This is a genomic window from Mesorhizobium onobrychidis, from assembly GCF_024707545.1.
GTDB lineage: Bacteria > Pseudomonadota > Alphaproteobacteria > Rhizobiales > Rhizobiaceae > Mesorhizobium > Mesorhizobium onobrychidis.
Genome location: NZ_CP062229.1, coordinates 6,477,941 through 6,503,724, shown reverse-complemented (window position 1 = coordinate 6,503,724; position 25,784 = coordinate 6,477,941). Strand labels below are relative to the sequence as shown.

The 25,784-nt window shown below is 61.0% G+C and carries 25 protein-coding genes, 2 pseudogenes and 1 riboswitch; of the genes and pseudogenes, 15 read left to right on the top strand and 12 right to left on the bottom strand.

Annotated elements, in window-relative coordinates; translation table 11 throughout:
- From ccoO to IHQ72_RS32090, 12 genes are all read left to right on the top strand, one after another.
- Positions 1-732 (top strand): cytochrome-c oxidase, cbb3-type subunit II, encoded by a 732-nt coding sequence (ccoO, locus tag IHQ72_RS32140; protein ID WP_258119753.1) that lies wholly within the window; start codon positions 1-3, stop codon positions 730-732.
- A gap of 12 nt (positions 733-744) precedes the next feature.
- A complete protein-coding gene (locus IHQ72_RS32135; RefSeq protein WP_258119751.1) occupies positions 745-894 on the top strand; it encodes a cbb3-type cytochrome c oxidase subunit 3 in 150 nt (49 codons plus the stop codon).
- A 2-nt stretch (positions 895-896) separates the two neighbouring features.
- Positions 897-1,754 carry a cytochrome-c oxidase, cbb3-type subunit III gene (ccoP, locus tag IHQ72_RS32130; RefSeq protein WP_258119749.1) on the top strand — a complete coding sequence of 286 codons (858 nt, stop codon included), beginning with the start codon at positions 897-899 and terminating at the stop codon, positions 1,752-1,754.
- A 153-nt stretch (positions 1,755-1,907) separates the two neighbouring features.
- Positions 1,908-3,425 carry a cytochrome c oxidase accessory protein CcoG gene (ccoG, locus tag IHQ72_RS32125; RefSeq protein WP_258119747.1) on the top strand — a complete coding sequence of 506 codons (1,518 nt, stop codon included), beginning with the start codon at positions 1,908-1,910 and terminating at the stop codon, positions 3,423-3,425.
- Positions 3,422-3,919: a FixH family protein gene (locus tag IHQ72_RS32120; RefSeq protein WP_258119745.1), complete on the top strand. Its 498-nt coding sequence runs from the start codon at positions 3,422-3,424 to the stop codon at positions 3,917-3,919. The genes ccoG and IHQ72_RS32120 overlap by 4 nt, the downstream gene beginning before the upstream one ends.
- Positions 3,916-6,198: a cation-translocating P-type ATPase gene (locus IHQ72_RS32115; RefSeq protein ID WP_258119743.1), complete on the top strand. Its 2,283-nt coding sequence runs from the start codon at positions 3,916-3,918 to the stop codon at positions 6,196-6,198. Before IHQ72_RS32120 ends, IHQ72_RS32115 begins: the two co-directional genes overlap by 4 nt.
- The gene (gene ccoS, locus IHQ72_RS32110) at positions 6,195-6,350 is read left to right on the top strand and encodes a cbb3-type cytochrome oxidase assembly protein CcoS (RefSeq protein ID WP_258119742.1); all 156 of its coding nucleotides are present in this window, start codon (positions 6,195-6,197) and stop codon (positions 6,348-6,350) included. The genes IHQ72_RS32115 and ccoS overlap by 4 nt, the downstream gene beginning before the upstream one ends.
- Positions 6,351-6,686: 336 nt before the next feature.
- Positions 6,687-6,809: a hypothetical protein gene (locus IHQ72_RS32105; protein ID WP_258119741.1), complete on the top strand. Its 123-nt coding sequence runs from the start codon at positions 6,687-6,689 to the stop codon at positions 6,807-6,809.
- The gene (locus tag IHQ72_RS32100; protein ID WP_258119740.1) at positions 6,806-8,707 is read left to right on the top strand and encodes a glycoside hydrolase family 127 protein; all 1,902 of its coding nucleotides are present in this window, start codon (positions 6,806-6,808) and stop codon (positions 8,705-8,707) included. Before IHQ72_RS32105 ends, IHQ72_RS32100 begins: the two co-directional genes overlap by 4 nt.
- A 41-nt stretch (positions 8,708-8,748) precedes the next feature.
- On the top strand, positions 8,749-9,144 hold the full coding sequence (locus tag IHQ72_RS37250) for a globin domain-containing protein (RefSeq protein WP_374120293.1): 396 nt from the start codon (positions 8,749-8,751) through the stop codon (positions 9,142-9,144).
- Positions 9,144-10,325, top strand: a complete 1,182-nt coding sequence (gene ubiM / locus IHQ72_RS32095; RefSeq protein ID WP_258119738.1) for a 5-demethoxyubiquinol-8 5-hydroxylase UbiM — start codon at positions 9,144-9,146, stop codon at positions 10,323-10,325. Before IHQ72_RS37250 ends, ubiM begins: the two co-directional genes overlap by 1 nt.
- Before the next feature lie 223 nt (positions 10,326-10,548).
- Positions 10,549-12,477, top strand: a complete 1,929-nt coding sequence (locus IHQ72_RS32090; protein ID WP_258119736.1) for a putative bifunctional diguanylate cyclase/phosphodiesterase — start codon at positions 10,549-10,551, stop codon at positions 12,475-12,477.
- 225 nt (positions 12,478-12,702) lie between these two features.
- Here the strand turns inward: IHQ72_RS32090 and IHQ72_RS32085 are convergent, their stop codons facing one another.
- The gene (locus tag IHQ72_RS32085) at positions 12,703-12,891 is read right to left on the bottom strand and encodes a hypothetical protein (protein ID WP_258119734.1); all 189 of its coding nucleotides are present in this window, start codon (positions 12,889-12,891) and stop codon (positions 12,703-12,705) included.
- Between the two features lie 798 nt (positions 12,892-13,689).
- Here IHQ72_RS32085 and IHQ72_RS32080 point away from each other — a divergent pair.
- Positions 13,690-14,307, top strand: coding sequence for a methyltransferase domain-containing protein (locus IHQ72_RS32080; RefSeq protein WP_258119732.1), 618 nt, complete (start codon positions 13,690-13,692; stop codon positions 14,305-14,307).
- Between the two features lie 273 nt (positions 14,308-14,580).
- Here the strand turns inward: IHQ72_RS32080 and IHQ72_RS32075 are convergent, their stop codons facing one another.
- Together IHQ72_RS32075 and IHQ72_RS32070 are read right to left on the bottom strand one after the other, a co-directional pair.
- Positions 14,581-14,775 carry a hypothetical protein gene (locus IHQ72_RS32075; RefSeq protein ID WP_258119730.1) on the bottom strand — a complete coding sequence of 65 codons (195 nt, stop codon included), beginning with the start codon at positions 14,773-14,775 and terminating at the stop codon, positions 14,581-14,583.
- 87 nt (positions 14,776-14,862) lie between these two features.
- Positions 14,863-15,222, bottom strand: coding sequence for a hypothetical protein (locus IHQ72_RS32070; RefSeq protein ID WP_258119728.1), 360 nt, complete (start codon positions 15,220-15,222; stop codon positions 14,863-14,865).
- Between IHQ72_RS32070 and IHQ72_RS32065 the strand changes: the two genes are divergently transcribed.
- Positions 15,205-15,477 (top strand): hypothetical protein, encoded by a 273-nt coding sequence (locus tag IHQ72_RS32065; RefSeq protein WP_258119727.1) that lies wholly within the window; start codon positions 15,205-15,207, stop codon positions 15,475-15,477. The two genes, IHQ72_RS32070 and IHQ72_RS32065, sit on opposite strands and share 18 nt — an antisense overlap.
- 1,205 nt (positions 15,478-16,682) lie before the next feature.
- On the opposite strand, the gene IHQ72_RS32060 is transcribed toward IHQ72_RS32065, so the two are convergent.
- Both IHQ72_RS32060 and IHQ72_RS32055 read right to left on the bottom strand, forming a co-directional pair.
- Positions 16,683-17,285 (bottom strand): NADPH-dependent F420 reductase, encoded by a 603-nt coding sequence (locus tag IHQ72_RS32060; protein ID WP_258119726.1) that lies wholly within the window; start codon positions 17,283-17,285, stop codon positions 16,683-16,685.
- A gap of 152 nt (positions 17,286-17,437) precedes the next feature.
- A pseudogene (locus IHQ72_RS32055) lies at positions 17,438-18,171 on the bottom strand (SDR family NAD(P)-dependent oxidoreductase).
- Positions 18,172-18,442: 271 nt separating this feature from the next.
- On the opposite strand from IHQ72_RS32055, the gene IHQ72_RS32050 reads away from it, so the two are divergent.
- Entirely contained in the window at positions 18,443-19,339 is an 897-nt protein-coding gene (locus IHQ72_RS32050; RefSeq protein ID WP_258119725.1) for a LysR family transcriptional regulator, read from the top strand.
- 486 nt (positions 19,340-19,825) lie between these two features.
- Here IHQ72_RS32050 and IHQ72_RS32045 read toward each other — a convergent pair whose 3' ends face one another.
- From IHQ72_RS32045 to panD, 7 genes and pseudogenes are all read right to left on the bottom strand, one after another.
- On the bottom strand, positions 19,826-20,623 hold the full coding sequence (locus IHQ72_RS32045; protein WP_258119723.1) for a hydroxymethylpyrimidine/phosphomethylpyrimidine kinase: 798 nt from the start codon (positions 20,621-20,623) through the stop codon (positions 19,826-19,828).
- Positions 20,614-21,219 carry a thiamine phosphate synthase gene (locus tag IHQ72_RS32040; protein ID WP_258119721.1) on the bottom strand — a complete coding sequence of 202 codons (606 nt, stop codon included), beginning with the start codon at positions 21,217-21,219 and terminating at the stop codon, positions 20,614-20,616. The genes IHQ72_RS32045 and IHQ72_RS32040 overlap by 10 nt, the downstream gene beginning before the upstream one ends.
- Positions 21,216-21,989: a thiazole synthase gene (locus IHQ72_RS32035; protein WP_258119719.1), complete on the bottom strand. Its 774-nt coding sequence runs from the start codon at positions 21,987-21,989 to the stop codon at positions 21,216-21,218. The genes IHQ72_RS32040 and IHQ72_RS32035 overlap by 4 nt, the downstream gene beginning before the upstream one ends.
- Position 21,990: 1 nt before the next feature.
- Positions 21,991-22,188, bottom strand: a complete 198-nt coding sequence (gene thiS / locus IHQ72_RS32030) for a sulfur carrier protein ThiS (protein ID WP_258119717.1) — start codon at positions 22,186-22,188, stop codon at positions 21,991-21,993.
- Positions 22,157-23,158 carry a glycine oxidase ThiO gene (gene thiO / locus IHQ72_RS32025; protein ID WP_258119715.1) on the bottom strand — a complete coding sequence of 334 codons (1,002 nt, stop codon included), beginning with the start codon at positions 23,156-23,158 and terminating at the stop codon, positions 22,157-22,159. Before thiO ends, thiS begins: the two co-directional genes overlap by 32 nt.
- Positions 23,155-24,990 carry a phosphomethylpyrimidine synthase ThiC gene (thiC, locus tag IHQ72_RS32020; protein ID WP_258119714.1) on the bottom strand — a complete coding sequence of 612 codons (1,836 nt, stop codon included), beginning with the start codon at positions 24,988-24,990 and terminating at the stop codon, positions 23,155-23,157. Before thiC ends, thiO begins: the two co-directional genes overlap by 4 nt.
- 103 nt (positions 24,991-25,093) lie before the next feature.
- Positions 25,094-25,210, bottom strand: a riboswitch (TPP riboswitch).
- Between the two features lie 97 nt (positions 25,211-25,307).
- Positions 25,308-25,761, bottom strand: a pseudogene (panD, locus tag IHQ72_RS32015) (aspartate 1-decarboxylase).
- Positions 25,762-25,784: the final 23 nt, after the last annotated feature.

The window sequence follows — 25,784 nt, the reverse complement described above, 5'->3', positions numbered from 1 at the left end:
ATGGGCCTGATGGACAAACACGCGCTTATCGAGAAGAACGCCACGCTTCTTCTCGTTGGTTCCCTCCTGGTGGTGACGATCGGCGGCACTGTCGAAATCGCACCGCTCTTCTATCTCGACAATACGATCGAGAAGGTCGAAGGCATGCGGCCCTATTCGCCGCTCGAACTCGCCGGGCGCAACATCTATGTGCGTGAGGGCTGCTACCTCTGCCACAGCCAGATGATCAGGCCATTTCGCGACGAGGTCGAGCGCTATGGACACTACAGCCTGGCGGCTGAGTCTATGTACGATCACCCTTTCCAGTGGGGATCGAAGCGGACTGGACCGGACCTCGCCCGCGTCGGCGACCGTTACTCGAACGGATGGCACGTTCAGCATCTTGTGGATCCGCGCTCAGTGGTTCCGGAATCGATTATGCCGAGCTACGCGTTCTTGAAGGAAAGGCCGATCGAGGTGAAGGACTTCTCGACGCACCTGATCGCGAACAGCCGTGTGGGCGTGCCGTACTCCGATGACATGATCGCCAACGCGAATGCCGATCTCATGGCGCAGGCGAATCCTAACGTCGACACATCCGGTCTTGAAGCGAGGTATCCAAAGGCCAAGCTCGGTGACTTCGATGGGGATCCGCAACAGGTCACCGAGATGGACGCCCTGGTCGCCTATCTCCAGATGCTTGGCACTCTGGTCGATTTCAAAAACTACGATGAAGCCGCCGGTTACCGCTGAGGAGAAATGGTGATGACCTACAACTTCATGCGGGCGTTTGCCGACACTTGGGGCCTGCTCGCTATGGCGCTGTTCTTCGTCGGATGCATCACCATTGCGCTCCGTCCCGGCAGCAGGACGCGAGCCGATGAAGCTGCTCAAATCCCTCTCAAGGACGACTGATCATGAGCGGTGAGTACATTGACGAAGTCTCCGGCGTCTCGACCACCGGCCATGAATGGGATGGGATCAAGGAGCTCAACAATCCGCTCCCGCGCTGGTGGGTGATCACCTTCTACGTCACCATCGTCTGGGCGATCGGCTACACGATCGCTTATCCCGCATGGCCTATGCTGAGATCCGCCACCCGAGGCGTGCTTGGCTATTCGAGCCGCAACGATGTCAAGAACGAGCTTGCGGTGACCGAGGTCGCCAAGGGCAAGTATGTTGCCGCCCTTCAGGCCAAAACCGTCTCGGAGATCGCGGCCGACGATGCGCTGCGTGAATTCGCCATCACTGCGGGGGGCGCCGCGTTCAAGGTCAATTGTGTTCAGTGCCATGGCTCCGGCGCCCAGGGTTCGAAGGGTTTTCCCAACCTGAATGATGACGACTGGCTGTGGGGCGGCAAGGCCGATCAGATCCAGGAGACAATCACGCATGGCATCCGCTTTGCCTCCGATCCCGATACGCGCCTGTCGGAAATGCCGGCCTTTGGTGACATCATTACACCCGAGCAGATTAGACAGGTCAGCACTTATGTCTCGAGTCTTTCCGGCGCTGTTGGCGATCAAAGGTTGGTCGGGGCCGATGTTTTTGCCGAGAATTGTGCCGCCTGTCATGGTGATGATGGAAAGGGAAACAGGGAGCTTGGCGCACCCAACCTGACTGATGCGATCTGGCTCTACGGGTCGAACGAAACGGCAATCGCCGCGCAGGTCCGCGCCCCCAAGCATGGCGTTATGCCGGCTTGGGGTGGGCGTCTCGGCGAGGTCAAGATCAAGGAACTTGCAGTCTATATCCATTCGCTTGGCGGCGGAGAATAGGAACGGAAGCCTATTCTCGGCCCTCCCCCTGCCAAGCGACGGGGCCCGGCGTGAGCCGGGCCTCGACACCATTCCGGCTGCGGCACGGACCGCCCTACGGGGAGGCTGTTCCACGGGCGGCCCTGACATCGGCTGCGGGACTGGAGATGCTACGTGCGTGATAAAACGCAGACAGAACCGCCCGAAGCACAAGCGATCGACCTCCCCAACACCCGTCAGCCGCTTTATGCCCCACGCAAGAAGGTTTTCCCTAAGCGAATCTCGGGTAATTTCCGTCGCTTCAAGTGGCTGGTGATGGCGATCACGCTGGCCATTTACTACCTGACGCCCTGGCTGCGCTGGGATCGAGGTCCATTTGCTCCCGATCAGGCCGTGCTGATTGATCTTGCCAACCGCCGCTTCTATTTCTTGTTCATCGAAATTTGGCCGCAGGAGTTCTTCTATGTGGCCGGCCTTCTCGTTATGGCCGCCATCGGCCTTTTCCTGATCACATCCACAGTTGGCAGAGCCTGGTGCGGCTATACCTGTCCGCAGACCGTATGGGTCGATCTGTTTCTGGCTGTAGAGCGCGCGATCGAGGGAGATCGCAATGCCCGCATGAAGCTCGACGCCGGACCGTGGACTGCACGCAAGTTTGTGCTGCGTGTGTCGAAACACGCCATCTGGCTGGTCATAGCGGCAGCGACCGGCGGCGCCTGGATCTTCTATTTCGCCGATGCGCCATCGCTGATTGGCAAGGTCTTCGCTGGCACCGCTGCGCCGGTCGCCTACATCACCATCGGCGTGCTGACGGCAACCACCTACACATTCGGCGGGCTGATGCGCGAGCAGGTCTGCACCTATATGTGCCCGTGGCCGCGCATTCAGGCGGCCATGCTCGACGAAAATTCGCTCACCGTGACCTACAACGACTGGCGCGGCGAACCTCGCTCGCGGCACGCCAAGAAGGTCCAGGCCGCCGGGCAGTCGGTCGGAGACTGTGTCGATTGCAATGCCTGTGTCGCCGTCTGCCCGATGGGGATCGACATTCGAGATGGCCAGCAGCTCGAATGCATCACTTGCGCGCTGTGCATCGATGCCTGCGAAAGCGTCATGGACAAACTCGGCAAGGAGCGCGGACTGATCTCCTATGCGACGCTGTCCGATTACAACGCCAACATGGCGGTGGCGACTGCAGGCGGCGCTTTCTCCGACAAATTGGCCGATTTCCATATCCGCAAGGTCTTTCAGCCGCGCACTTTCATCTACATGGGTGCATGGTCGGCGGTCGGCATTGCGCTGCTCTATTCGCTGCTGACGCGCGACCGGCTCGAGGTCAACGTTCTGCACGAGCGCAACCCGCAGTTCGTCACGCTGTCCGACGGTTCGATTCGCAACGGCTACACAGTCAAGCTGCTCAACATGATCCCCGAGCCAAGGACGATCGTTGTCACCATGCAGGGCCTGCGGGGCGCCGAGATGAGCGTCGTTGGCATCGACCTTCCCGCAGACCGGTCCTTCGCCGTCGCGGTCGAACCCGATCGCCTGAAGATGCTGAAGGTTTTCGTGCGCCAGCCGACAGACCAGGTCGGAAGCGCAACCCAAACGTTCAAATTCCGCGTCGAGGACAAGGCTAGTTTCGAAACGGACGAATACACCGCCACCTTCAACGCACCGGAGATCGTTAGATGAGCGTCAATGCGCGAAGGCCCCACGAATTCACCGGCAGGCATATGTTGCTTATCATTCTTAGCTTTTTCGGCGTGATCGTTGGTGTGAACCTAACCTTGGCGACACTCGCCACAACGAGCTGGACCGGCCTTATCGTCGAAAACACTTATGTCGCGAGCCAGCAGTTCAACCGAAAGGCCGAGGAAGGGCGCGCGCAGGCCGCACTCGGCTGGACCGGAAAACTGACCATCGCATGGGGCGAGGTCCGCTACAGCCTCAGCGATGCCGCCGGCAAACCGCTCGAGTTGCACGGCGTCAGGGTCTTGTTCCGTCATCCCGCCTACGAGGCCGAGGATAAAGCCGTCAGTCTCGCGCTCGCCTCGGGCCAGGAATTTGCCGCCCAGCATACGCCAAGGGACGGCGTCTGGATCGTAGAAGTCGATGCCGATGCGGGGCTCACGGAACCCTATCGCGACGTCCGGCGGATCATGGTTTCTCAGGGAGCACTGCTATGAGCTGCTGTGCGCCGGGCGCTGAAATGGCGCTGAATCTGGACGGGGCGACATCCAGCTTGCCAGCTAGCCACGAGATCAGGCTAGCAAGCCGCTCGCTTGGCGATGACCTTAGCCAGACCGATCTGTCGGTGCCGACGGTTCACTGCGCGGCCTGCATCCAGGCGATCGAGACGGCTCTCGGAAAGCTCGATCGCATCGAGGGCGTTCGGGTCAACCTGTCGACGAAACGGGTATCGATCCGGTGGCGTGGGAATGAGGTTCCGCCATTCGCCGCCGCGCTTGGACGGCTGGGCTACGCGGCGCATCTGTTCGACCCGCAGGTTGGCGAGAAGGATAAAACGCTTTCGGAGCTGATCCGGGCCGTCGCGGTCGCCGGCTTTGCTGCGGGCAATATCATGCTGCTTTCCGTCTCGGTCTGGTCAGGCGCTGAAGGGGCGACGCGTGACCTGTTCCATTGGGTCTCGGCGCTGATCGCCATCCCGGCGCTCGCCTTCGCCGGCGGAATCTATTTCCGCTCGGCATGGAATGCGTTGCGTCACGGTCGCATGAACATGGACGTGCCTATTGCGGTTGGCGTATCGCTCGCCTACGCAATGAGCCTCTACGAGACCATCAACCATGGCGACCACGCCTATTTCGACGCGTCGGTGTCGCTGCTGTTCTTCCTGTTGATCGGCCGCACGCTGGATCACGTGATGCGCGAGCGTGCCCGGACCGCCGTCAACGGCCTGTCACGGCTGGCGGCGCGGGGCGCCATGGTGCTGCGCGAGGACGGTTCGCGCGATTACCTGCCGGTTGAGGAGATCGAACCTGGCTTGCAGCTGCTGATCACCGCCGGCGAAAGGATCCCCGTCGACGGCAAGATCATTCGAGGCTCTTCCGATCTCGACTGTTCTCTGGTTTCCGGCGAGAGCACACCCAGAACCGTGACATCGGGGGAATCGGTGCAGGCCGGCACGCTCAATCTCACAGGCCCGCTGACCGTCGAGGCGACGGCCGCCGCGAAGGATTCTTTCCTGGCCGAAATGGTCCGGTTGATGGAAGCCGCCGAGGGCGGACGCGCGCGTTATCGCAGGATCGCCGATCGCGTTTCAGCGCTCTATGCTCCAGTGGTCCATCTGACCGCATTCGTGACGTTCCTTGGCTGGATGGTGGCCACCGGCGACTGGCACCGGGCAATGACGATCGCCATCGCCGTTCTTATCATCACCTGCCCATGTGCGCTCGGTCTCGCCGTGCCAATCGTGCAGGTGGTCGCCGCGCGGCGTCTGTTCGAACGCGGCGTCATGGTCAAGGATGGTTCGGCCATGGAGCGCCTGGCGGCGATCGACACGGCGGTGTTCGACAAGACAGGAACGCTTACGCTCGAACAGCCCCGGCTCGTCAACGCGTCATCGATCGATCCGGCCATGCTGGCAATCGCTGCCGACATGGCGGCGCATTCCCGCCACCCGTTCTCAAGGGCCATAGCCGGCTGTGCCGGCTATGGCGGTGAGCCGAAGCTCGAGTCCGTCAGCGAGCACCCTGGTTTCGGGATAGAAGCCACCGCCGCTGGCAGCACCTGGCGGCTTGGCCGACGCGGCTGGGCCGGGTGGAAGGCCCGAGCCGGCGAGGAAAGCAGATACGGCGGAACGGTTCTGACCAAAGACGGGATCATCGTGGCGGCCTTTATCTTCGAGGACGTGCTGCGTGCAGACGCCAGAGCGGCTATCGAGCAATTAAACAACGCGCGGGTTTCCGTGGAAATGCTGTCTGGCGATACTGTAGCTGCCTGTGGCGAGGTCGCGGCGACGTTGGGCATCCATCACTTTGTCCCGGCGCTGCTTCCGTCGGGCAAGGTCGAGTGTATCAAAACGCTCGCGAAGGATGGCCACAAGGTGCTGATGGTTGGCGATGGCCTCAACGACACACCTGCGCTGGGCGCGGCACACGTCTCGATCGCTCCAGCGACGGCGGCCGATGTCGGCCGCAAAGCAGCGGATTTCGTGTTCCTGCGCGAAAGCCTTTCGGTAGTACCCCTTGCCCTCGACGTCTCGCGAAAGGCCGGACGGCTGATCCGGCAAAACATCGCCATCGCAATCGTCTACAACACCATCGCCGTGCCGATCGCTATCCTGGGACACGTCACGCCGCTGATCGCGGCAATCGCGATGTCGGCTTCTTCATTGCTTGTCATTGGCAATGCGCTGAGGCTGCAAGGCTTTGCAGCGAGCCCACCCGAGACGGTTCGTACGCACGGCAAACGTTCCAGTATCGGCGCATTGGCACGATCCTCATGACGACGCTTGTCTATCTCATACCTGTCGCTCTTTTTCTCGGCGCGTTGGGACTGTCCGGCTTCCTGTGGGCCTTGAGGAGCGGTCAATACGAGGATCTCGATGGAGCCGCCGAGCGTATCCTCATTGACCGGGAGGAGAGGCCGGAACGCTGATTCAAGCCGCCGTGCAGACGACTGTGCGGGCGTGGGTCGTCAGCCCGTCGGCCTCGTCGCTGAGGCTCCACAGCTAGCCTCCCAAGCCGGATTTGTGAAATGCCTCTGTCGCTCGAAGACCGCGTCGCCTATTCCGCGATGCAAGCGGCTGATGCCACGAAGTACCTCGCACGGCCGGACGAGCGCTTGGCGATGTACGTGTTCCAAGTGCAACGGAGCGGATCGACCGGTCGATCGTGTACCCGCGGCGCGGGTTTGTCGTGTCTGGCTGACCCAGATCAGTGCTGACTCCTCGTCGGCCTGATTTCAATCGACCAGTCTTTCAAGGGGAAACGCATGCCTAGCCGGACGGAAGCTGAGCGGCATCAGGTGCTGGCCGTGTTCGCTGGTGGCGCGGGCACCGTCGAAGCCGCGAGCGGGCCGGTGCACGTCATTTCAGGAGCCGATGCGTTCGAATGAGCGAGTTCAAGCCAGTTCGGTTCGCTGATGTCGCGCTGGAGGGGCAATTCTGGCGCGAGCGGCTGGAGACGGTGCTGACACGGACCATCCCCAGCCAGCACGTCCAGCTTGGCAAGCAAGGTGTATTGCTATCCCTCACACTGCCGAACCAGTCGCTGCCACTGAACGTCCCAGGCAACCAGCACGATTTCGGGCAGGTGTTCTGGGATTCCGACGCCGGCAAGTGGATAGAAGCAGCATCCTACGCGCTGTCACACAGGCGTGACCCCGACATCGAGGCACGGATCGAAAAGATCGTCGATGATCTCGAAAAGGCGCAGGCCCCCGACGGTTATCTGAACTGCTGGTACCTGCAGCGCGAGCCCGACAAGCGCTGGACCAACCTGCGCGACAATCACGAACTCTACAATCTTGGACATCTGCTCGAGGGCGGCATCGCCTACTTCCTCGCGACGGGCCGGCGCCGGCTCCTGGACATCCTTGAGCGCTATGTTGACCATGTGCGCAAGACCTTCGGCCCGAACTCCGGCCAGCAGCGCGGCTATTGCGGCCATCAGGAAATCGAGCTGGCTCTCGTTAAGCTCTATCGCTTGACGGGAGAGAGAATACATCTCGATCTCGCGGCCTATTTCATTAATGAGCGCGGGCGCCAGCCGCACTACTTCGATCAGGAAGCGGTCGCGCGCGGGGAGAACCTCAGGGATCTCTGGGCGAAAAGATATGAGTACAACCAATCGCACAGGCCGGTGCGCGAGCAAACCAAGGTGGTCGGACACGCGGTCCGAGCGATGTACATGCTTTCTGCCATGGCCGACCTCGCGGCGGAACTGAATGACGACAGCCTCAAGAAAGCATGCGAGGTGCTCTGGGCCGACGTCATCTCCTCGAAAATCTACATCACGTCCGGCTTGGGTCCGGCTGCAGCGAATGAGGGCTTTACTGAGGACCACGACCTGCCGAACGATACGGCGTATGCGGAGACCTGCGCGTCGGTTGGCCTGATCTTCTGGGCACATCGCATGCTGCATCTCGAACTCGACGGCCGATACGCCGACGTTCTGGAACAGGCCTTGTTCAATGGAGCGCTGACCGGCCTTTCGCGCGATGGCGAGCGCTATTTCTACTCCAATCCGCTCGCGAGCGATGGGCGACGCAGCAGATGGGCCTGGCACCCGTGCCCATGCTGCACGATGAATACGTCTCGTCTTATTGCTTCGGTCGGAGGCTATTTCGTCTCGGCCAGTGAAAACGCAATCGCGTTCCATCTCTACGGCGGCATTTCGACGAACATCCAGCTCGCTACGGGCAATGTGTTCCTACGGGAAACCAGCGCCTATCCGTTATTCGGCTCGATCAGGATCGAGGTCAGCCCTCACGCGCCGGCCGAGTTCACCATCAACCTCCGCATTCCCGGTTGGGCTCATGAAGCCGAAGCCTCGGTTGGGGGATGTGCAGTCGACGTGACGGCATGCACCAGAAATGGCTATCTTTCGATCTCGCGGCTATGGAATGCCGGAGACATCATCGCCCTCGAGCTACCGATGTCTCCCGAGCGCATCTATGCTCATCCGTTGGTCAAGCAGGACATCGGCCGGGTGGCGCTCAAGCGCGGGCCGTTGGTTTATTGCGTTGAAGAGGTCGACAATCCCGGGGGGGCGGTGCAGCAGCTCAAACTGCCGCGAGACGCCTGGATCGAAACGGTGGAACGGGGCGATCTCTTCGACGGCGTGGTCACACTGACTGCCTCCGCGGAGCGTGTCGAAGACCAAGGGTGGGGAGACAGCCTGTACAGGAATGCGCCCCCGATCGTTTCAGGCTGTCGGCTAACCGCTCTGCCATATTATCTCTGGGACAATCGGGCGAAAGGCTCCATGCAAGTGTGGCTGCTGGAAAGCTGAATTCAGCGCTGTCGCCGTATGGAGAGGCCACTTCTCAACCAATGAATGCCGACAACATGCAGTCATCAGAAGCCTCAAATAACATTTTCATTTGTCTGGCGGGTGGTCCACCGGTCCGTGCTCTGGTTGACGAGTTCCACGACCTGATTGGAGCCGACCCTGCATACAGGCAGGTATGGGCGCTGCGTCGGTCAAAAACCGCCCACGTGACAATCTCGCTTGGTGGCTGGCTATGTGCTTGGCTGCGCGGACGCGAGCGCTGGTCCGATCACCCGCGTACGCGTTTGAGGCGATTGCCTGCTTCGTTGCTGATTTATGCGGATTCTCCCGCCCTGCGCCTTGAGGCTGTGCGATGGGCATTGGAACGCAGCGCACAACAGGAGGCTGAACTCAACCAGCGTCTCACGAGGATAGCCACCGCGACGGCGTCACGCTGATGGGCGGCCCTGATGAAAGATTCGATATTGTTGTCGTCGGAGCCGGGCCGGTCGGCCTTTCCTTCGCTGCATCACTCGCTCAAAGCCAACTCAAAGTCGCAGTTGTCGAACAGAACTCAATCGATAGTCTCGCCAATCCGCCTTTTGATGGTCGCGAAATCGCGCTGACCCACGCCTCGATCAGAATCCTTCGCGAGCTCGGCGCCTGGGACGCCATCCCCGCTTCGGACAAATCACCGCTTCACGGCGCGCGCGTGCTAAACGGTTCGAGCCCTTTCGCTCTGCGCTTCGATCCTCCCAGCGGGTCTGGAGAACCCCTCGGAGTTTTGGTCCCAAATTGCCGGATCCGCGACGCGCTGTTCAAGATCATCCACTTGCAGAAACACGCGCGGCTCCTGTGCGGCCACTCGGTCGTAGATGCAACAACCAGCCAGACAGGAGCAGTCGTAACGCTGTCTGATGGCATGCAGTTGAACGCTAGGCTTGTCGTTGCCGCCGATTCACGTCTGTCCGCCACTCGTGATCTGCTCGGCATAGGCGCCGATATCAATCGGCTTGGCTACTCGATGCTAATATGCCGGGTGCGGCATGAGCACGCCCACCACCAGGTGGCAATCGAATGGTTCGATCACCATCAAACGATAGCGATGTTGCCCCTGGCGGAGGGCGTGTCGTCGCTGCTGCTCACTCTCCGCTCAAACGACGCCGAGAGACTGCTTGCCTTCCGCGACGATTTGTTTCTGAGGGAATTGACGAACCGGTGTCGAGGGCGCCTTGGAAAAATGACCTTGGCAAGCAAGCGCTATACCTACCCGCTGGTCACGACTTGGGCGCACAAATTCCGAGCTCCGAGCGCCGCACTCATTGGCGACGCTGCTATCGGCATGCACCCAGTGACTGCGCATGGTTTCAACATCGGTATCAGCAGCCAGAAGCAACTCGCCAATGGAATCCTAACAGCATGTCGCGACGGTCGCGAGATTGCCGATTCCGACATGCTGCACGGATACGAAAGGTGGCTGCGCCTGTCAGCGGCGCCGCTCTTCCATAGCACGAACATTCTCGTCGGACTCTACTCAAGCGAGCACCCGGCGGCGCGGCTTGCAAGACATGTGGGGCTTCGGTTCGCCCAACATGTTCCCTTTGTGCGGCACGGCATTTCGGCCATGCTTAGGCGATGAAACCGTACCAGCAGCTTTGGACTTTTGCTCGTGTATTGGGGGCGCTTGGGACAGAGTGGCTACATTCCCCGGAGTAGTCGCTGCCCCTGCACGCAGAGGCGACAGCTTCCCGCGGCAGGCGCTAAATGTCGCCCGAAGAGGCATTGTGTCAGCGCTTTATCAGCCCAAACGCTGATATCGCGCTGAGTAGTTAACCCCTCCTTTAGTAGGCTTGCATAGGCATGTGCTGCGTACAAGCAGGAGATGCAAGCTGACCCGCCCGACCCTGAAAGAAGAAGACGCGCTGGAGGCCAGAATCCTTCAGGATCAGCTTTGTGATCTGAGGGCAGGTCTCTTCGTGTCAATGCCGATAAGCATGGTCCTATCCGGCCTGATTTTGACCGTGCAGGCCCTTTCCGGGAACGGCTTTGCCGCCGCAATCTGGTTCTTAGTCGTCAATGCGATAAATGCCGCCCGCCTTGCACTCGCCCATTATCAGCTAAAGGAGACGGTAACAGGGATTTCGCAGCAGCTTCGCTGGTTTGGCGTCCTTGCTCTTCTGGCAGGGTTTGCCTGGTCCTTTCTTGCCGTCCTTACTGTTGGCTACACGACACCTCAAGCGCCGCTGCATCTGATCATTTTGGCGGGCATTTCAGCTGGTGCGGTTACATACGGCAGTTCATACGCGGCAGTAGCGACCAACTTCATCACACCGCCACTCCTGATCACGGTGGGGTGCTTGTCGGCGAAAGGCAACTTTGAAGATTACGTTCTGGCCTTTGCCGTTCTGCTTTTCATGGGCGGCTTGGTTCGAAGCTCGTTTGTAGGGCAAACCCGCTTCCGCGAAGCAAGCCGCCTGAGACATGAGGCGGAGCGGCTTGCGGCGGAAATGGAGCGCAATTCCAGAGAGGACCCCCTGACGGCCCTTCTCAACAGACGGGGCCTCGAACACGCGATCAATCAGCTCGAGAATACAGACGGCCCGTTCGTTGCAATGCTGATTGATCTAGACGGCTTCAAATCTATCAACGATACCTACGGTCACAGGACCGGTGATGAACTGCTCGCCATGATCGCCCGCCGCATAGAGCAGGAAGCGCCGGCAGGCTCAACGCTCGCCCGTATCGGCGGCGACGAGTTTGTGCTGTTTTTTCCCTCACTCAGGAGTTCGCTTTCTCCCAGTACCCTCGCATCCAACATCATAGCCAAAGTCGCCAGCCCCTATCGTGAGGTCGCGTCCGTCCGGATCGGTGCATCGATCGGAATATACTTGGCTGAAAGGCCGGGGCTGACGGAAATGTTGCTGCGGGCGGATGTCGCTCTTTACACGGCCAAGCGTCGTGGCAGGAACGAATTTCGCCTGTTCGATGCCGAACTCGACAGGGAATTGCAACGTCGCCAGTCCATCGAACGCGACCTTCATTCGGCGATAGAGGCGAGAAGGGTGGCACCTTGGTTCCAGCCCATCGTAAGACTCGATACCGAGGCCGTGATCGGTTTTGAAGCCTTGCTGAGATGGTCCCATCCGATCCATGGTTCCATCTCTCCACCCGAAATCATGACAGCCGCGCGCGAAACCGGAATGCTTCAACTGTTAACGCAAAGGGTATTCTCCGACTGTTGTGCTCTTATCGACGGCCTGGTGAAAGCTGACCGTCGAGATGTTCGTGTGGCAATGAATGTTTCACCGCGCGAATTGGAAGCCGGCGATATCGACGACATGGTTCTGAATGGTCTGGCGGCAAAAGACCTCCCTGCAACGATGTTCGAAATCGAGATTACCGAAGAATCTCCAGTGGACCCGGAAAGACTGGATGAAAAGCTCGGACGGCTTTCACATGCCGGCATTTCCATCGCGCTCGATGACTTCGGCACCGGCTTTTCCACGTTGGCATCGCTCAAGGACAGCCGGATACGCAAGGTGAAAATAGATCAAGGCTTCATTCGCGGCTTGGCCAAGTCTCGGGAGGACCGGCTGCTTGTCAAAACCGTGATCGATCTTGGTCGGGCGCTCGGGATCGATGTCATGGCCGAGGGCGTCGAAACAGAGGCGGACCGGCAAATTCTGTACAAGCTCGGCTGCAGAACTGCTCAGGGCTTCCTATTCTCCAAGGCGGTGCCTCTAAGCCAGGCGCTTGAGGTGGCAGTTAAAGAGGGCCCGAAGCGATGTTGATCGCCGCCGTCATCAGTCACTGCATCGAGCAGAGCGTTAAAGTACCGATGAGCTGCGGTGAGGCGGGAATGGGAAACGCGTTGATCACTGGCGTCCAAGAGCGCAATGGGTTCGACGTAAACTCGGTTAGGAAGAAGATGCCGGGCTCGGTTCGATAAAACAAAACGACGACGGTTGTATAAAATCTCCGCTGAGTCGCGTCTGCAAAGGCCGGTTCAGATGAGTTCAGATACCGGATGAGTAATCCGATGGGAGTGCAATGGTGCCCATCAACTCACGGCCGGCAGTGGCGATCACCCGGTGTCCATCGTGCATCGTCTGCGCAAGATCCCGCATGTCCATCCGCTGACCGCACCAAGGGCATATCCGGAAATGCTTCTCTTCACCCTCGTCCGGCTCATCATGGTCATTCAACGATTTAGTTCATTCACCGTAGCTAATATACTAGTCCTTCCTTGAGATCCTTGATCCGTCGACCCTAGTCATCCGCCTGTTCCGGGGCTGTTCGCGAGCCTTCGTCCTAGGCGAGCGCCGTACGCAGCAGCGCAACCAGATTGTCGGGCGCTCCCAAGTGTGCCGGCCAATCGGCCGTCTCGCTAGGAAGTCGTCGACCGACATCCAGTTGGCTGGGTCGGTGCCGGTACTCACCCCGGTGCTTCAATATAGAGTTGTAAATCGTCGGGCTCGAAAACGATTCCATGTTCCGGCGTCGTCGATTGTGACAGCATTTTGATTAACAAGGATCCTCGACCTCGATAGTTGTCGGCGTTAGGCTACCTTGCTACATCAGAGTATACTCCGATGTGTCGTAAGGACGTAGAGTCCCGCGTACTTGACCGACAAACTGCCAATGCATGTCGCCAGGTGAAATCCGTATCGGTGAATGTGAGGCGGCCGAGTTGATGGTGTTGGCGTAGACACGGGCGCTCCTGCCGCTCGGCTTGCGAGTCGACGCCCCGGCGCCCACTTCAGACATCGAGCGCGTCCGGGTCGCGGACACCGCCTCCCAGGCAGCCTCATACTGGCGCTCGCTCTCCAGTTCCGCCTGTCTCGACAGGATATCGTGGGCGCGGGAATCGATCATCATAGCATTCTTTCTTCGGTGGTATCAGCTTGTTCGAGGCCCAGATCTTTTCGAGGGGCCGGTCGAATTTCGTTCGCTTTTGCGATATTCAAGGAAGCGCGGCGGGCTTCAGGGAGATCGATTTGATAATGACGGAAAGCCTACCCGGCGCCCTGACGAGGCGAAGCAAGCAGGTTGCAAAACGGCTGATCGGCTACGATTCCCGCAACTGGCTGCGCATAAGACAGATTGAGGCGTTCACCGCGTTTCTTGAAGCGGACGGCCGCGAATCATCTGACGTGATCGAGGTTTCGCCCGGCTGGAACCGCTACTGGAAGACGATGTGCTCCAACTATACCTCGGACGATTTCCCCGAATTCGACATCTGCAAGGACCGCACCGACCGGCAATATTCCGTCGTCATCGCCGATCAGGTGCTGGAGCATGTGCAGCGGCCGCTTGCCGCGGCACAGAATATCCATGCCATGACCCGGCCGGGCGGCTGGGCGATGGTGGCGACGCCGTTCCTGTTCAGGGTGCATGCCAGGCCGCACGACTACAACCGCTGGACCCCTGCCGGCCTGAAGCAGATGATGGTCGAAGGCGGCTTCGCAGAGTCCGGGATAGAAGTGTTCGGCTGGGGCAACAAAGTCTGCGCAAAAGCCCATATCGGCGGCCCAGTGCGCGCCTACGGCCTATGGCGTGACCTCAGCAACGATGAGGAATATCCGCTGATGGTCTGGGCGTTCGCGCGCAAGCCGGGGTGAGAGCGTAGTCTCCCCCCTTGATGACCCCTTGAGGGGAGATGCTCGGCAGGGCAGAGGGGTCGTCTCGCGTAAAGCGCGGGCATCCTCCGTCCCCGATAAGCCGCTTCAACACGTGCCGACCCCCGCTGTCGCCTTCGGGATAATCTCCCCCTCAAGGGGCCCTCAAGGTGGGAGATTATGCCCACACCCCGCCGCTTCACCTGCCTCGCATGCCGGTGCCAATACCACCAGGCCAGCGCCCGGTTCCTGAACGTGTGTTTCATCGCGCCTATCTCATCCCCCTACCAACACGCGGCGCTGGCCTGTGATCTCGCTCGGCGACAGATCGGTCTTAACCGTGCCGGCGGTGCCCTGGCGCTGCTCGAGTTCAGCCCGAAGCGCTGCTTCGCGCGCCTGCACGTCCTTGTCGGCAATGGTCGGTGTCGGTGGCAGCGGCTTCAGCGCCGGCGGCTTTTGAAAAAGGCACATGGTTCCAGCTTTCTCTTGTCCAGTCGTAGAGCAAAAAATCTTCGCCGTTCCGGCCGTAACCCGGCAGGCGGCAGCGTTGCGTCGCGCCTAGCCGCCCGAAACGGCGCAGCGCCATTCCATTTGCGGCCAGCGCCGCGCCTCGACGCGGAAAGCGCCGCGCGCGGCCACCTCCGGACCGAGGACGGCGTGGAAGAACTCCGTGATACCGGGCACGCAGCGCCTCATGCGGCACGTGCCCCAGCTCCAAGCGATCCATAAGCCGCCGCGCTGCTCGGCCGCGCCAAAGCCAACCTCCGGATTTTCGTCCAGCTCGGCGACTGGGTGAACACTCTGGCCGTAGTCGTGGAGCGCGATGAACGGCTTCGCGAGCGAGATCGCTTGCAGAGCGCCGTCACCGAACTTGAATACCGACTCTCGAGCGAGCTCGCGGTGGACGATATCATCCACGCGCGGTCGTTGCTCGAAAGCCTCGATCTCGACCGGCTCGCAATTGAGATGGTGGAAGGCGAGCGTCGGCTTGCCGATCTTGGTGAGTTGCTACAGCAGCAGCTCGCCCGGCGCACCCGGGCCACCGACAAGCTCGATGCGATCGGCGGCGACAGCGCAGTGGCCCGGGTGTCGGTCGTCGCGACGGGTCTGCGGAACAATGCAAACGTCATACAGCTGAGCAAAGGATCGCCTGAGCCAATCGATGTTCCTTAGGGTACCATGCCGAAAGGGTGCGGTGGATGCCGCCCTCTACCAGCAGAGCGGTGCTGAGGCCGGTATCAACCTTGAGGTCAGGCTACTTTTCTGATGTGTGGGTAAAGCAACCTTTTTCCGCCACCTACTGTCCGGTCGGCCTGGTGTTTCGTGATTGTCGCGGCGCCGTTGCCTGCAAGGAGGCCGATGTTCACTCGAACATCTCTTGCCTGGTCCGAGCGGCCAGCCACTCTCCATCACGGGTTTGAATTCGCATCGCTGCTCTCCCGCACGCGGAGTATGCCCTGCACGTCAATCTCCTGTCCGCCGGACTGGCGCGTCTCCCACGAGCCGGTCTTGGAGATCACGCGAGCGTCTCGCCGTCGACGCGGTCGAGCGCAGAAGATCTCGCGCAGATCTGCCGTGCGGTAGGCGGCTCTTCAACCCGGCGCTTAGGGTTTCGATTCTCTTCCGCATGTCTCGGATCATGCTTTCGCGTGAGGGGCGGGCACCGGAGATGGCGTTCGCGATCACGGATTTGATCGGCAGGACCGTCTCCCCGCGCTTTGGACCATCGCGCGCCAAGCCCGGATCCTGATGGCGGCTTTGAAGCTGTGCCATTACGCCTTCGAACTCGGCCAAATCGGCACTGCGAAGAACTGCGACCGGATCGAGCCGAGAAAGCACGACTGCGAGTGCGTAGGTCGACGACAATCCTAGGGCCGTCGAGCATGAACAAGACCGTCCTTGCGTTATGGTCTGTGAACTCCGGCTTTGACCTCCACGGATGGCGTAAATGATGCAGTCAAAAGTGTGCATACCGCGACGGCGACCACATTGTTTCAGTGTTTTCAACAGCGTAAGAATCTGACGGTATTATTGACGGTATTACTTGGCAAGATGATAAAATTTGATCAGTTAAAACAAACAGATATAGACCTAATTGATGATTGAGTGGGAATGAAGGGGAGTACCGTGGAGTAGTACCGGATAGCAGAGGACGCTCGAGCGAATCCTGGCCATCGATAGCAGTCGATAGATTCTAGGCGACCCGCAGATCTGCCGCTCTGTCGGGCGTCTCCCCGCTCTTCGAACGGCGCCCATACGCCGTCAGGCCCACCCCAACCTTCGCGACTTTGTGGCCTTCAAATATTCGGTCGCGCGCTGCTCGAAGAAGTTAGCGCGCGCGACCAGTTCTCGGCGTCGATCACACGGTCGTAGATCGATTACTGCTCCTTCTTGAACAAATCCTGGAAGATGAGCTGACCCCAAGTGCGGCCGCGTGCGTGCACCAGCGCGCCACCCTCGTTGAGCTTTCCCAGATTGACGGGTGCGAACCCAAGTTGTTTGGCCAAGGCCGCCACGGGAGCGATCGCGTCCTCGTCGTCGCTCGACAGAAAGACGACCCGGTGCCCGCCCTCGACGATCGGATCGGCAGCCAGGGTGGCCGCAACCAGGTGATTGAAACCTTTCACGAGCTTGGCGCCGGTGAACGCCTTGGCGACGAAGGCGGAGGACGGGAGGCCGTCCAGCTCTTCAGGGAGAACTCCAAACGTGTTCGTCGCGTCGATGACTGTCTTGCCTTCCCAGCTCGGCAGGGCCTTCGCCACCTCGCGGTGCTCCCAGAACGGGACCGCCAGGATGATCGTGTCGGCCTCGACTGCATCCCGCAGCGACTTGGCGACGACCGTGGGTCCAATCGCCCGAGCCTGCGGCGCCAACGCCTCGGGCGGTCGGCGGCTCGCGACGGTCACGTCGATGTCTTTACGGGCGAAGGCGCGGGCGAGGGCCTGGCCTACCGCACCGAATCCTATAATCGCATAGCTCATAATATTTCTCCGATCCGTGTTGATATTGATTCCCCGGCCTTCATCGGCGCTGGGTATCCGTTTCGCTGCGTGGCGACGTTCGCGTAGGCGTCCCGCCGTGAACGACCTCCACGCGGCCGGACGGCCAGCCGCTTCCCCGATCCGGCCCGATTTCAGATGGCCGAGAAGCCGCCGTCGACAGACAATTCCACCCCATTCACGAAGCTCGAATCGTCTGAAGCAAGAAACAGCGCGGCCGCTGCAATTTCCTCAGGACGACCCATCTTTCCCCGCGGGATCAGGGATTCGAACATCTGCTTCGCCTCCTCGGTGAGGACTTGGTCCTGCATCGGTGTGGCGATCGGCCCCGGGTGCAGCACGTTCACCCGGATATTCCTGCCCTTCAGCTCATTGAGCCAACCGCGTGCGAATGCGTGCAACGTCGCCTTGCTCGCCGCATAAACGCTGTAACCAGGAAAACCTTTGATCGAAGCAACTGACCCGGTCATGAAGATCGATCCGCCATCGCTGAACAGCGGCAACGCCTTCTGAACCGTAAAGAGCGTGCCGCGCGCATTCAGGCCGAAGGCCGCATCGAAGTGCTGCTCGGTAATCTCGCCCAGTGGGACGGCTTCGCCCGTGCCGGCGCTCGCGTACAGGACGAGATCTTGCCCTTTTCCCGCTTGACTGTATCGAACAGGCGGTCGAGGTCGTCGAGATTGGCCGCGTCGCCGCGCACGCCGGTCACGTTCCGGCCGATCAGCTTGACGGCCTCGTCCAGCGCCTCCTGTCTCCGGCCCGTGATGAAAACATAGGCGCCTTCTTCAACGAACCGCTTGGCGCTCGCCAGCGCCATGCCGCTCGATCCACCCGTGATGACTGCAACCTTACCCTCAAGCTTTCCCATGACTTCTCCTTTTCGTGTTGTCGGGACAGCATCTGCCTCCGAGACACCCTCGAAATAGGTCCGCCGGAGTCAGGCGTTGAGTGCGGAAGCGCGCACATCGGTGGTGCAAAATCGATCCGGCTGGACGACTGACGCCAGCCGCGACGATCGGTGTCCGCCGTTCGGAATTGGGCCGCGCTCGTCGACATAAGCTATGATGACCGCCCGTACTGCGGTACGATGCGTTAGATACGGGCTTTGGAAGGCGCACCGCGCGGTGCAAGATTGCACCATGATCGACTGGGATGACATTCGCTACTTTCTTGCCGTGGCGCGCGGAGGCTCAGTGCGGGCTGCCGCCGAGGGCCTCGGGGTGTATCACTCGACCGTGCTGCGACGCATCGCACAGCTCGAGGAACGCCTCGGGGCGCAGATGTTCGAAAAGGTGCCTTCGGGCTACCGCCTGACGGCTGCGGGCGAGGAGGTTCTCGAGCTCGCGAACCAGATGGAAGCGTCGTCGCACCAGCTGGAGACGCGCGTCTTCGGTCGCGACCAGAGCGTGCGCGGGCTTCTGCGGGTGACGTTGGCTCCAACCCTTGCGACACACCTGCTCATGCCGGACCTCGCCGATTTCGCGCTTCTGCATCCGGACATCGAGATGGAGATCGTGTCGTCCGGCGAGCTGGCAAATCTGACCAACCGAGAGGCCGATGTCGCGATCCGCGTCGTTTACGACCGCAAAACCCTGCCGCTCAATCTTCACGGCCTGAAGGGACCGGATCTGTTCAGCGGTGTCTACATGTCTCGCGATCGACTGGCCGCGTGGCATGCGGGTGCGCCGGATCCCATCCGGTGGATCGTCATAAGCATTCATGGCATCCCGGACTGGGTCCGCGAGGGTGAGGTTCGTACCACAGGGGTTCCGTTCAGGACCACAGACGGCGAGGCGCAGATCGTTGCAGTACGGCAAGGGCTCGGGATGACGACACTGCCGTGCTTCGTCGGAGATGCCGACCCCCTGCTGGTGAGGGTGCCAGGCACCGACCTGCACATGCACGGAACGCTCTGGCTTCTCACACAGGGGGAGACACGCAAGACGAAGCGCGTGCGGCTCTTCACCGAGTTCGTATCCCGCAGGCTCGCCGCGTACGCGCCGCTTCTCGCGGGACTGTCCGTATCGCGCGACTGACGCGCGGCAGGTCGCCGGCGACGCTTGCCGTAATCCGGTCGGAAGCCGAGCTGCGATCGCTCCGAGCGACATCGCGGTCGATCCTTAGCGCTGCTGACGGTAGTCTTCGGCTATGTCGGCGGTGCGGCGTTGCCAGTGGATTCGAGAAAAGTGGACCGATCGATATTGATAGTCGCTGAAAGCGGAGATTTTCTGGAGCGATCAAATTCCTCTTTGAATTCAAAAGCCATGCGCATCTGACGGTTCGGGCGACGGGAGTTTTCAAGGCGGAAAAATTTTTCGCGACGACAAATCAACTCATTAGGCCCGATGCGAACAATCGAGTGGGAATAGGGGAGGCCGCAGCGTAGAACGGCAGCCCCTGTGATTTCAGTTTTTGGCGCACGTCAGATGCCGGCGGCCATTTCCTCCGCGTGCAAATCGGCGGGTCTGCTTCGCGTCATGACAGCCATTCAAAGGTTGAGGTGTCGAAAGTCGGGCGCCCTCTCAGACGGGCAGTTCAACTTGGGCATAAAAGCCACTGTCATTGGCTGCTTGCTTCTGAAGCCTCTCGAAAACAAACACCTTGCCTTTGCGCACGCTGTTTTCGAGTGGGCTCGCCTTTGCCAGATGCGCCGCGATCGCGCTGGCCAGCATGCAACCCGTCCCGCGCATCGATGCGGCAAGGCGTGGCGAGTCGAAGTGGATTGGTTCTTGATCGGAGCGCAACAGAATATCGGTTGATCGAGGTCCCGATGCGTGGCCGCCCTTGATCAGCAGGGCCTGTGCGTCGGCGACCAGCAATTCCTGGCCTTGCAATACTGCGCCGTCCTCATCCCCCGTCAGTTCTGAGCCGGCAAGGAGCGCCAGTTCGATGAAATTGGGTGTGACGAGACGGCAAAGCGGCATCAGAGCACGCTTCATGACGGCGATGGCGCCTGTTTCCAGCAGCGCCCGGCCTGACGTGGAGGCCAGTACCGGGTCGAGCACTGTTGGCACCTGAGGATTTTCGCGCAGCACGGCGGCAACGGCAATGATGATGTCGGCCGTTGCGAGCATGCCGATCTTGATGGCCGCCACCTCGTTTGCCTGCAGCGCAGCGCGCATCTGATCGACCACAAGATCGGGCTGCAAAGGATGGATTTCCACGACGGTTTCGTGCGTCTGAACCGTTAGCGCTGTAACAGCAAGGCAGGTACGCACGCCAAGGGACGAGATCGTCTCGACGTCGCGGGCAATTCCGGCGCCGCCGCTAGGGTCCGACCCGCCAACGACAAGCACATGCGGTTCTCGCTTCAGCGCCATTGGTCAGTCTTTTCGATCCATTCCCGCGTGCGCGCTTCGGGGTCGTCGTTGAGCGTGATGTCGGTCACCACCGCCGCGCTGTCCGCACCAGCCGCAAAGACACCGTCGAGCCGGTCGGGATTGAGGCCGCCAATGGCGACCAATGGGATCGGCGCCACCCGGTGTTTCCACTCGCTGATACGTTCGAGCCCTTGCGGCGCCCATTTCATCTTCTTCAGAATGGTGGCATAGACCGGCCCGAGTGCGATGTAGTCGGGCTTGGCGGCCAAACCCGTCTCCAATTCCAGATGATCATGCGTGCTAACCCCCAGCCTCAAGCCGGCTGCCCGTATCTGTGCGAGGTCGGCAGCCTGCAAATCCTCCTGGCCGAGATGAACGAACTCGCAGCCTTCCTCGATTGCCGGGCCCCAATGGTCGTTGACGATGAGCTGGCACTGGTGCTCGGCGCACAAGGCCTTTGCCTTCCGGATTTCGGCGCGCAGCGCAGCCTCGTTCAGGTTCTTGACGCGAAGCTGCACCAGCCTGACGCCGAGCGGCGCCAATCGCTCGATCCAGGCGGCGCTGTCGACGATCAGGTAGAAGGGATCAAGCTTCATGAAAAAACTGCCCTGCCGATGGTCGGCGTCGATGGCACGGCGACGTCGCGCGGTTCGAGCATTCCGGAAAGGAAGGCTTCACGGCCGGCATCGACTGCCTTGCCGAATGCGCGCGCCATGCCGACCGGATCGCCCGCCCTGGCGACTGCCGTGTTCAGGAGCACAGCATCAAAGCCTAGCTCCAGGACCGTTGCCGCGTGCGACGGTCGCCCGAGGCCTGCATCCACGATCAGCGGGACGCCAGGGAAATGTCCGCGCATAGAGCGCAGCGCCGTCATGTTGACCGGTCCGAGAGCGGAACCGATCGGCGCGCACCAGGGCATGAGCACCCTGCATCCGGCTTCCAGCAACCGCTCGGCGACGACGAGATCGTCGGTGGTGTAGGGGAATACCGAAAAGCCGTCCTCGCACAGGATACGGGCGGCTTCGACCAGGCCGAACACGTCCGGTTGCAGCGTGTCGTGGTTGCCGATCACTTCGAGCTTGATCCAGCTCGTGCCAAACACTTCGCGCGCCATCTTTGCGGTGGTGACCGCTTCCTTAACGGAGTGGCAGCCCGCAGTGTTGGGCAGGATTCTCATGCCGAGCGAGCGGATAAGCGACCAGAATTTTTCGCCAGCCCTGCCGCCTGCCATTTCACGCCGCAAGGAGACGGTCACCACCGACGTTCCGGACGCCTTGACCGCATCGGCAAGGATAGCTGGAGAAGGATATTGAGCGGTGCCGAGAAGCAGCCGCGACGGAAGCGACGTTCCGAAAAGTTCGAACATGCTAGCCTCCCTGCATGGGCGAGAGGATTTCGATCCGATCGCCGTCGCTCAACTGGAACTCCGCCCGCCTGGCTTTGTGCACGACGTCGCTGTTGACGGCCGTCGCCAGCCAATCGCCGTCATAGTCGAGTGCGGCAAGCAGTTCGGCCAGCGTGGCGGCGGCAACCTCATGCACTTCGCCGTTGACGATCAGTTTCATGGGCAAACTCCAATGGTTTGTCGTGACTGAAGACAATTTCGGCCGCTAGGCGCGCCATAGCGGGCGCCAGAAGAAAGCCGTGGCGATAAAGCCCGTTGATCGCGACCGTGCTTCCAAGTGCTTCGACACGCGGCAGGTTGTCTGGAAAGGCTGGACGAACACCGGCGCCTGTCTCAATGATGCCTGCTTCGCCGAATGCCGGATGGAGAGCGTAGGCCGCGCCCAAAAGCTCCGTCATTGAGCGCGCTGTGACCGGTCCTGTGGACTGGCTCTCGATCATCGTCGCGCCAACCATGAAACGGTGGTCGTTGCGCGGCACTATGTAGAGCGGAAAGCGCGGATGAAGCAGCCGGACCGGGCGCGACAGCAAGACATCCGGCGTGCGCAGGATCAACATCTCGCCGCGAACGCCGCGCAACCGGTCATCGACCGCCGCCATGCCCGTGCAGTCGATCTGGTGATCGAAACCGGAGCCCAGCCGGGCGTCGGCGCCGAAGTGGAAGTCGACGCCCATGGCCGCGAGCCTGTCATGAAGTGCCGCCATCGCCTGGCGCGGGTCGAGATGGGCCTCGTCGGGGAAGAGCAGTCCGCGGCGGAAGTGGCCGGCGAGGTCGGGCTCCAGCAACGCGATTTCATCTTCATCGACACGCCGATGACCCGATGTGCGGCTGGCAAACCGGTCGAGCTCGCCCGCATCGCGCGGCGCGGCCACGACCAGTGTTCCGGCCCGCGTCACCAGGCCGGGCGTTGCCGCATCCCACCAGTCGGCGGCATCGCGTCCGAGATCGAGCACCGTCTGCTCGGCGCTTTCACGCTCGCACCATGGCGCCAGCATGCCGCCGGCGAACCACGACGCATTGCCGCCAAGCCTATCCGTTGTCTCCGCAACCGTCACCGCCGCGCCGCGTGTGGCGAGCTCGAAGGCGGCGGTGAGGCCGGCGACGCCGGCCCCTTTGACCAGCACTCTCATGATGGCTCAGGCGCCTCTGGCATGAGCGGTACGCCGGACTCGTCTACCGGCAGGTAGAGATCGCCGCCTTCGCGGTACTTCGCCGCCATTGCCGCCATGCCCTCCTTCTGCGCTTCGGCGCGGATGTCGTGAGAGATTCGCATGGAGCAGAATTTCGGCCCGCACATCGAGCAGAAATGCGCCAGCTTGTGCGCCTCCTTGGGCAAGGTTTGGTCGTGGAACGAGCGCGCCGTTTCGGGATCGAGCGACAGGTTGAACTGGTCCTCCCAGCGGAACTCGAAGCGCGCGCGGGAAAGGGCGTCATCCCTGACTTTCGCCGCCGGATGCCCCTTCGCCAGGTCGGCGGCATGGGCGGCGATCTTGTAGGTGATCACGCCAATCTTGACATCGTTGCGATCAGGAAGGCCGAGATGCTCCTTGGGCGTGACGTAGCAGAGCATGGCGGTGCCGAACCAGCCGATCATGGCGGCACCGATGCCGGAGGTGATGTGGTCATAGCCCGGCGCGATGTCCGTCGTCAGCGGCCCAAGCGTATAGAACGGCGCCTCGCCGCAGACAGCGAGCTGCTTGTCCATGTTCTGCTTGATCTTGTGCATGGGAACATGGCCGGGCCCCTCGATCATGACTTGGCAATCCCTGGCCCAGGCGATCTTCGTTAGCTCGCCAAGCGTTTCCAGCTCCGCGAACTGCGCCGCGTCGTTGGCATCGGCGATCGAGCCAGGACGAAGGCCGTCTCCAAGCGAAAAGGATACGTCATAGGCGCGGCAGATGTCGCAGATCTCCGCGAAATGCTCATAGAGGAAGCTTTCCCGGTGATGGTGGAGGCACCATTTGGCCATGATCGACCCACCGCGCGAGACGATACCCGTGACCCGGTCAACCGTCAGCGGGATGTAGTGCAGCCGCACGCCGGCGTGGATGGTGAAATAGTCGACGCCCTGTTCGGCCTGTTCGATCAGCGTGTCGCGGTAGACCTCCCAGGATAGGTCCTCGGCAATGCCGCCGACCTTTTCGAGCGCCTGGTAAAGCGGCACCGTGCCGATCGGCACCGGTGCGTTGCGCACGATCCAGTCCCGGATGTTGTGGATGTTGCGGCCGGTCGACAGGTCCATCACCGTATCGGCGCCCCAGCGGATCGCCCAGACCATTTTTTCGACCTCTTCGGCCATGGACGAGGTGACGGCCGAATTGCCGATATTGGCGTTGATCTTGACCAGGAAATTGCGGCCGATGATCATCGGCTCGCTCTCGGGATGATTGATGTTGGCGGGAATGATCGCCCGTCCGCGCGCCACCTCGTCGCGCACGAATTCCGGCGTGACGAAGTCTGGGATCGCCGCGCCGAAGGCTTCGCCGTCGCGCTCAAGCTTGCCGCGCAGGATCTCGCGACCAAGGTTTTCGCGGATGGCGACGAATTCCATTTCGGGCGTGGTGATGCCGGCGCGCGCATAGGCAAGCTGGGTCACCGCCTTGCCCGCCTTGGCCCTGAGAGGCCGGTTGCGAATGGGGAATTCCGGCGTCAGCCGCTCACCCGTCGCGAATCCGTTGTCCTCCGGCCGCACGTGGCGGCCATCATGGGCTTCGACATCGCCCCGCGCCATGATCCATTCGTGGCGAAGCCGGGCAAGGCCCTTTTCGATGCTGGTTTCGACAGTCGGGTCCGTATAGGGGCCAGACGGATCGTAGACGGTGACGGGCGGCTCGCCGGCTGTCGGATGGACGGAGATTTCGCGCATCGGCACCCTGATCTGCGGGTGGATGGCACCGGGCTTGTGGATCTTCCGTGAGGCGGGCAGTGGTCCCGTCGAAACGGCGGGGGTGAGGGCATTCATCTTGAGGCTCCTTTGCTCGTGCATTGGAGACCCAGTTCTGTGCCGGAAGGATGAAAAGTCGCTCTGGTCGACCTGCCGAAACAGGACCTCGGGCGTAAACTCCCGCAAAGCGCTTGCACCGTCCCTACGCCAGTATGAACTGGATCAGGTTCAACGGGTCACTGCGCCGCGAAAGCCAGCAGTATCTCAGCCCCTTGCCGGGACTCCCCTGGTGAATGCTTGGAATTGAACGGGCCGGCGCTATCTTGTCAAGCGCATTCGGGTCGTGGCGGTAATCGACGGCCGATCAAGCCGAGAAAGCTCGCGCATACGTCGGATCACGCGCCGGAGACCAGGGCAGGAATGGCCAAAGCGGCATTCGCCTCGTCAAGGATGGAGAAACTGTATATCGGCCATGTGCGTCGAGATCGACCGAGTAGCTCAGGCGGTCACGTATGTGGTTATCCTGGTCGAAAGTGACGATCCGCGGCTTCAGCGAGGTAATCTGCGCTTCATCCAGGTAGATGGAGTTGCAGACAATGATCTGGTCGCCGGGCTGGCAGGTGCGGGCGGCCGCCCCGTTGAGGATGCAGCATCGTGAGCCGCGCTCGCCGAGAATGACATAGGTCGAAATCCGCGCACCGGAGTTCTTGTTCCATATCTCCACGAATTCCATGGCAGGATCCCGGCTGCCTCGCAGTGGTCAGGATCCAGCGTTATCGAACCATGGTAGTTGAGGTTCGCTTCGGTGACGTGGATGCCGTGCAGCTTGCCGGCCACTATTTTTCGCATTGATCCTTTGTCCTATCCACCAT

Excerpts from the sequence above, each read along its gene's own strand:
- IHQ72_RS32035 (WP_258119719.1), bottom strand. The coding sequence starts at position 21,989 with ATGTTCGAACTTTTCGGAACGTCGCTTCCGTCGCGGCTGCTTCTCGGC.
- IHQ72_RS32040 (WP_258119721.1), bottom strand. The coding sequence starts at position 21,219 with ATGAAGCTTGATCCCTTCTACCTGATCGTCGACAGCGCCGCCTGGATC.
- IHQ72_RS37250 (WP_374120293.1), top strand. The coding sequence starts at position 8,749 with ATGAATGCCGACAACATGCAGTCATCAGAAGCCTCAAATAACATTTTC.
- thiO (WP_258119715.1), bottom strand. The coding sequence starts at position 23,158 with ATGAGAGTGCTGGTCAAAGGGGCCGGCGTCGCCGGCCTCACCGCCGCC.
- IHQ72_RS32080 (WP_258119732.1), top strand. The coding sequence starts at position 13,690 with ATGACGGAAAGCCTACCCGGCGCCCTGACGAGGCGAAGCAAGCAGGTT.
- IHQ72_RS32105 (WP_258119741.1), top strand. The coding sequence starts at position 6,687 with ATGCCTAGCCGGACGGAAGCTGAGCGGCATCAGGTGCTGGCCGTGTTC.
- IHQ72_RS32075 (WP_258119730.1), bottom strand. The coding sequence starts at position 14,775 with ATGTGCCTTTTTCAAAAGCCGCCGGCGCTGAAGCCGCTGCCACCGACA.
- IHQ72_RS32060 (WP_258119726.1), bottom strand. The coding sequence starts at position 17,285 with ATGAGCTATGCGATTATAGGATTCGGTGCGGTAGGCCAGGCCCTCGCC.
- ccoO (WP_258119753.1), top strand. The coding sequence starts at position 1 with ATGGGCCTGATGGACAAACACGCGCTTATCGAGAAGAACGCCACGCTT.
- ccoS (WP_258119742.1), top strand. The coding sequence starts at position 6,195 with ATGACGACGCTTGTCTATCTCATACCTGTCGCTCTTTTTCTCGGCGCG.
- thiS (WP_258119717.1), bottom strand. The coding sequence starts at position 22,188 with ATGAAACTGATCGTCAACGGCGAAGTGCATGAGGTTGCCGCCGCCACG.
- ccoP (WP_258119749.1), top strand. The coding sequence starts at position 897 with ATGAGCGGTGAGTACATTGACGAAGTCTCCGGCGTCTCGACCACCGGC.
- thiC (WP_258119714.1), bottom strand. The coding sequence starts at position 24,990 with ATGAATGCCCTCACCCCCGCCGTTTCGACGGGACCACTGCCCGCCTCA.
- IHQ72_RS32115 (WP_258119743.1), top strand. The coding sequence starts at position 3,916 with ATGAGCTGCTGTGCGCCGGGCGCTGAAATGGCGCTGAATCTGGACGGG.
- IHQ72_RS32100 (WP_258119740.1), top strand. The coding sequence starts at position 6,806 with ATGAGCGAGTTCAAGCCAGTTCGGTTCGCTGATGTCGCGCTGGAGGGG.
- IHQ72_RS32045 (WP_258119723.1), bottom strand. The coding sequence starts at position 20,623 with ATGGCGCTGAAGCGAGAACCGCATGTGCTTGTCGTTGGCGGGTCGGAC.
- IHQ72_RS32135 (WP_258119751.1), top strand. The coding sequence starts at position 745 with ATGACCTACAACTTCATGCGGGCGTTTGCCGACACTTGGGGCCTGCTC.
- IHQ72_RS32120 (WP_258119745.1), top strand. The coding sequence starts at position 3,422 with ATGAGCGTCAATGCGCGAAGGCCCCACGAATTCACCGGCAGGCATATG.
- IHQ72_RS32050 (WP_258119725.1), top strand. The coding sequence starts at position 18,443 with ATGATCGACTGGGATGACATTCGCTACTTTCTTGCCGTGGCGCGCGGA.
- ubiM (WP_258119738.1), top strand. The coding sequence starts at position 9,144 with ATGGGCGGCCCTGATGAAAGATTCGATATTGTTGTCGTCGGAGCCGGG.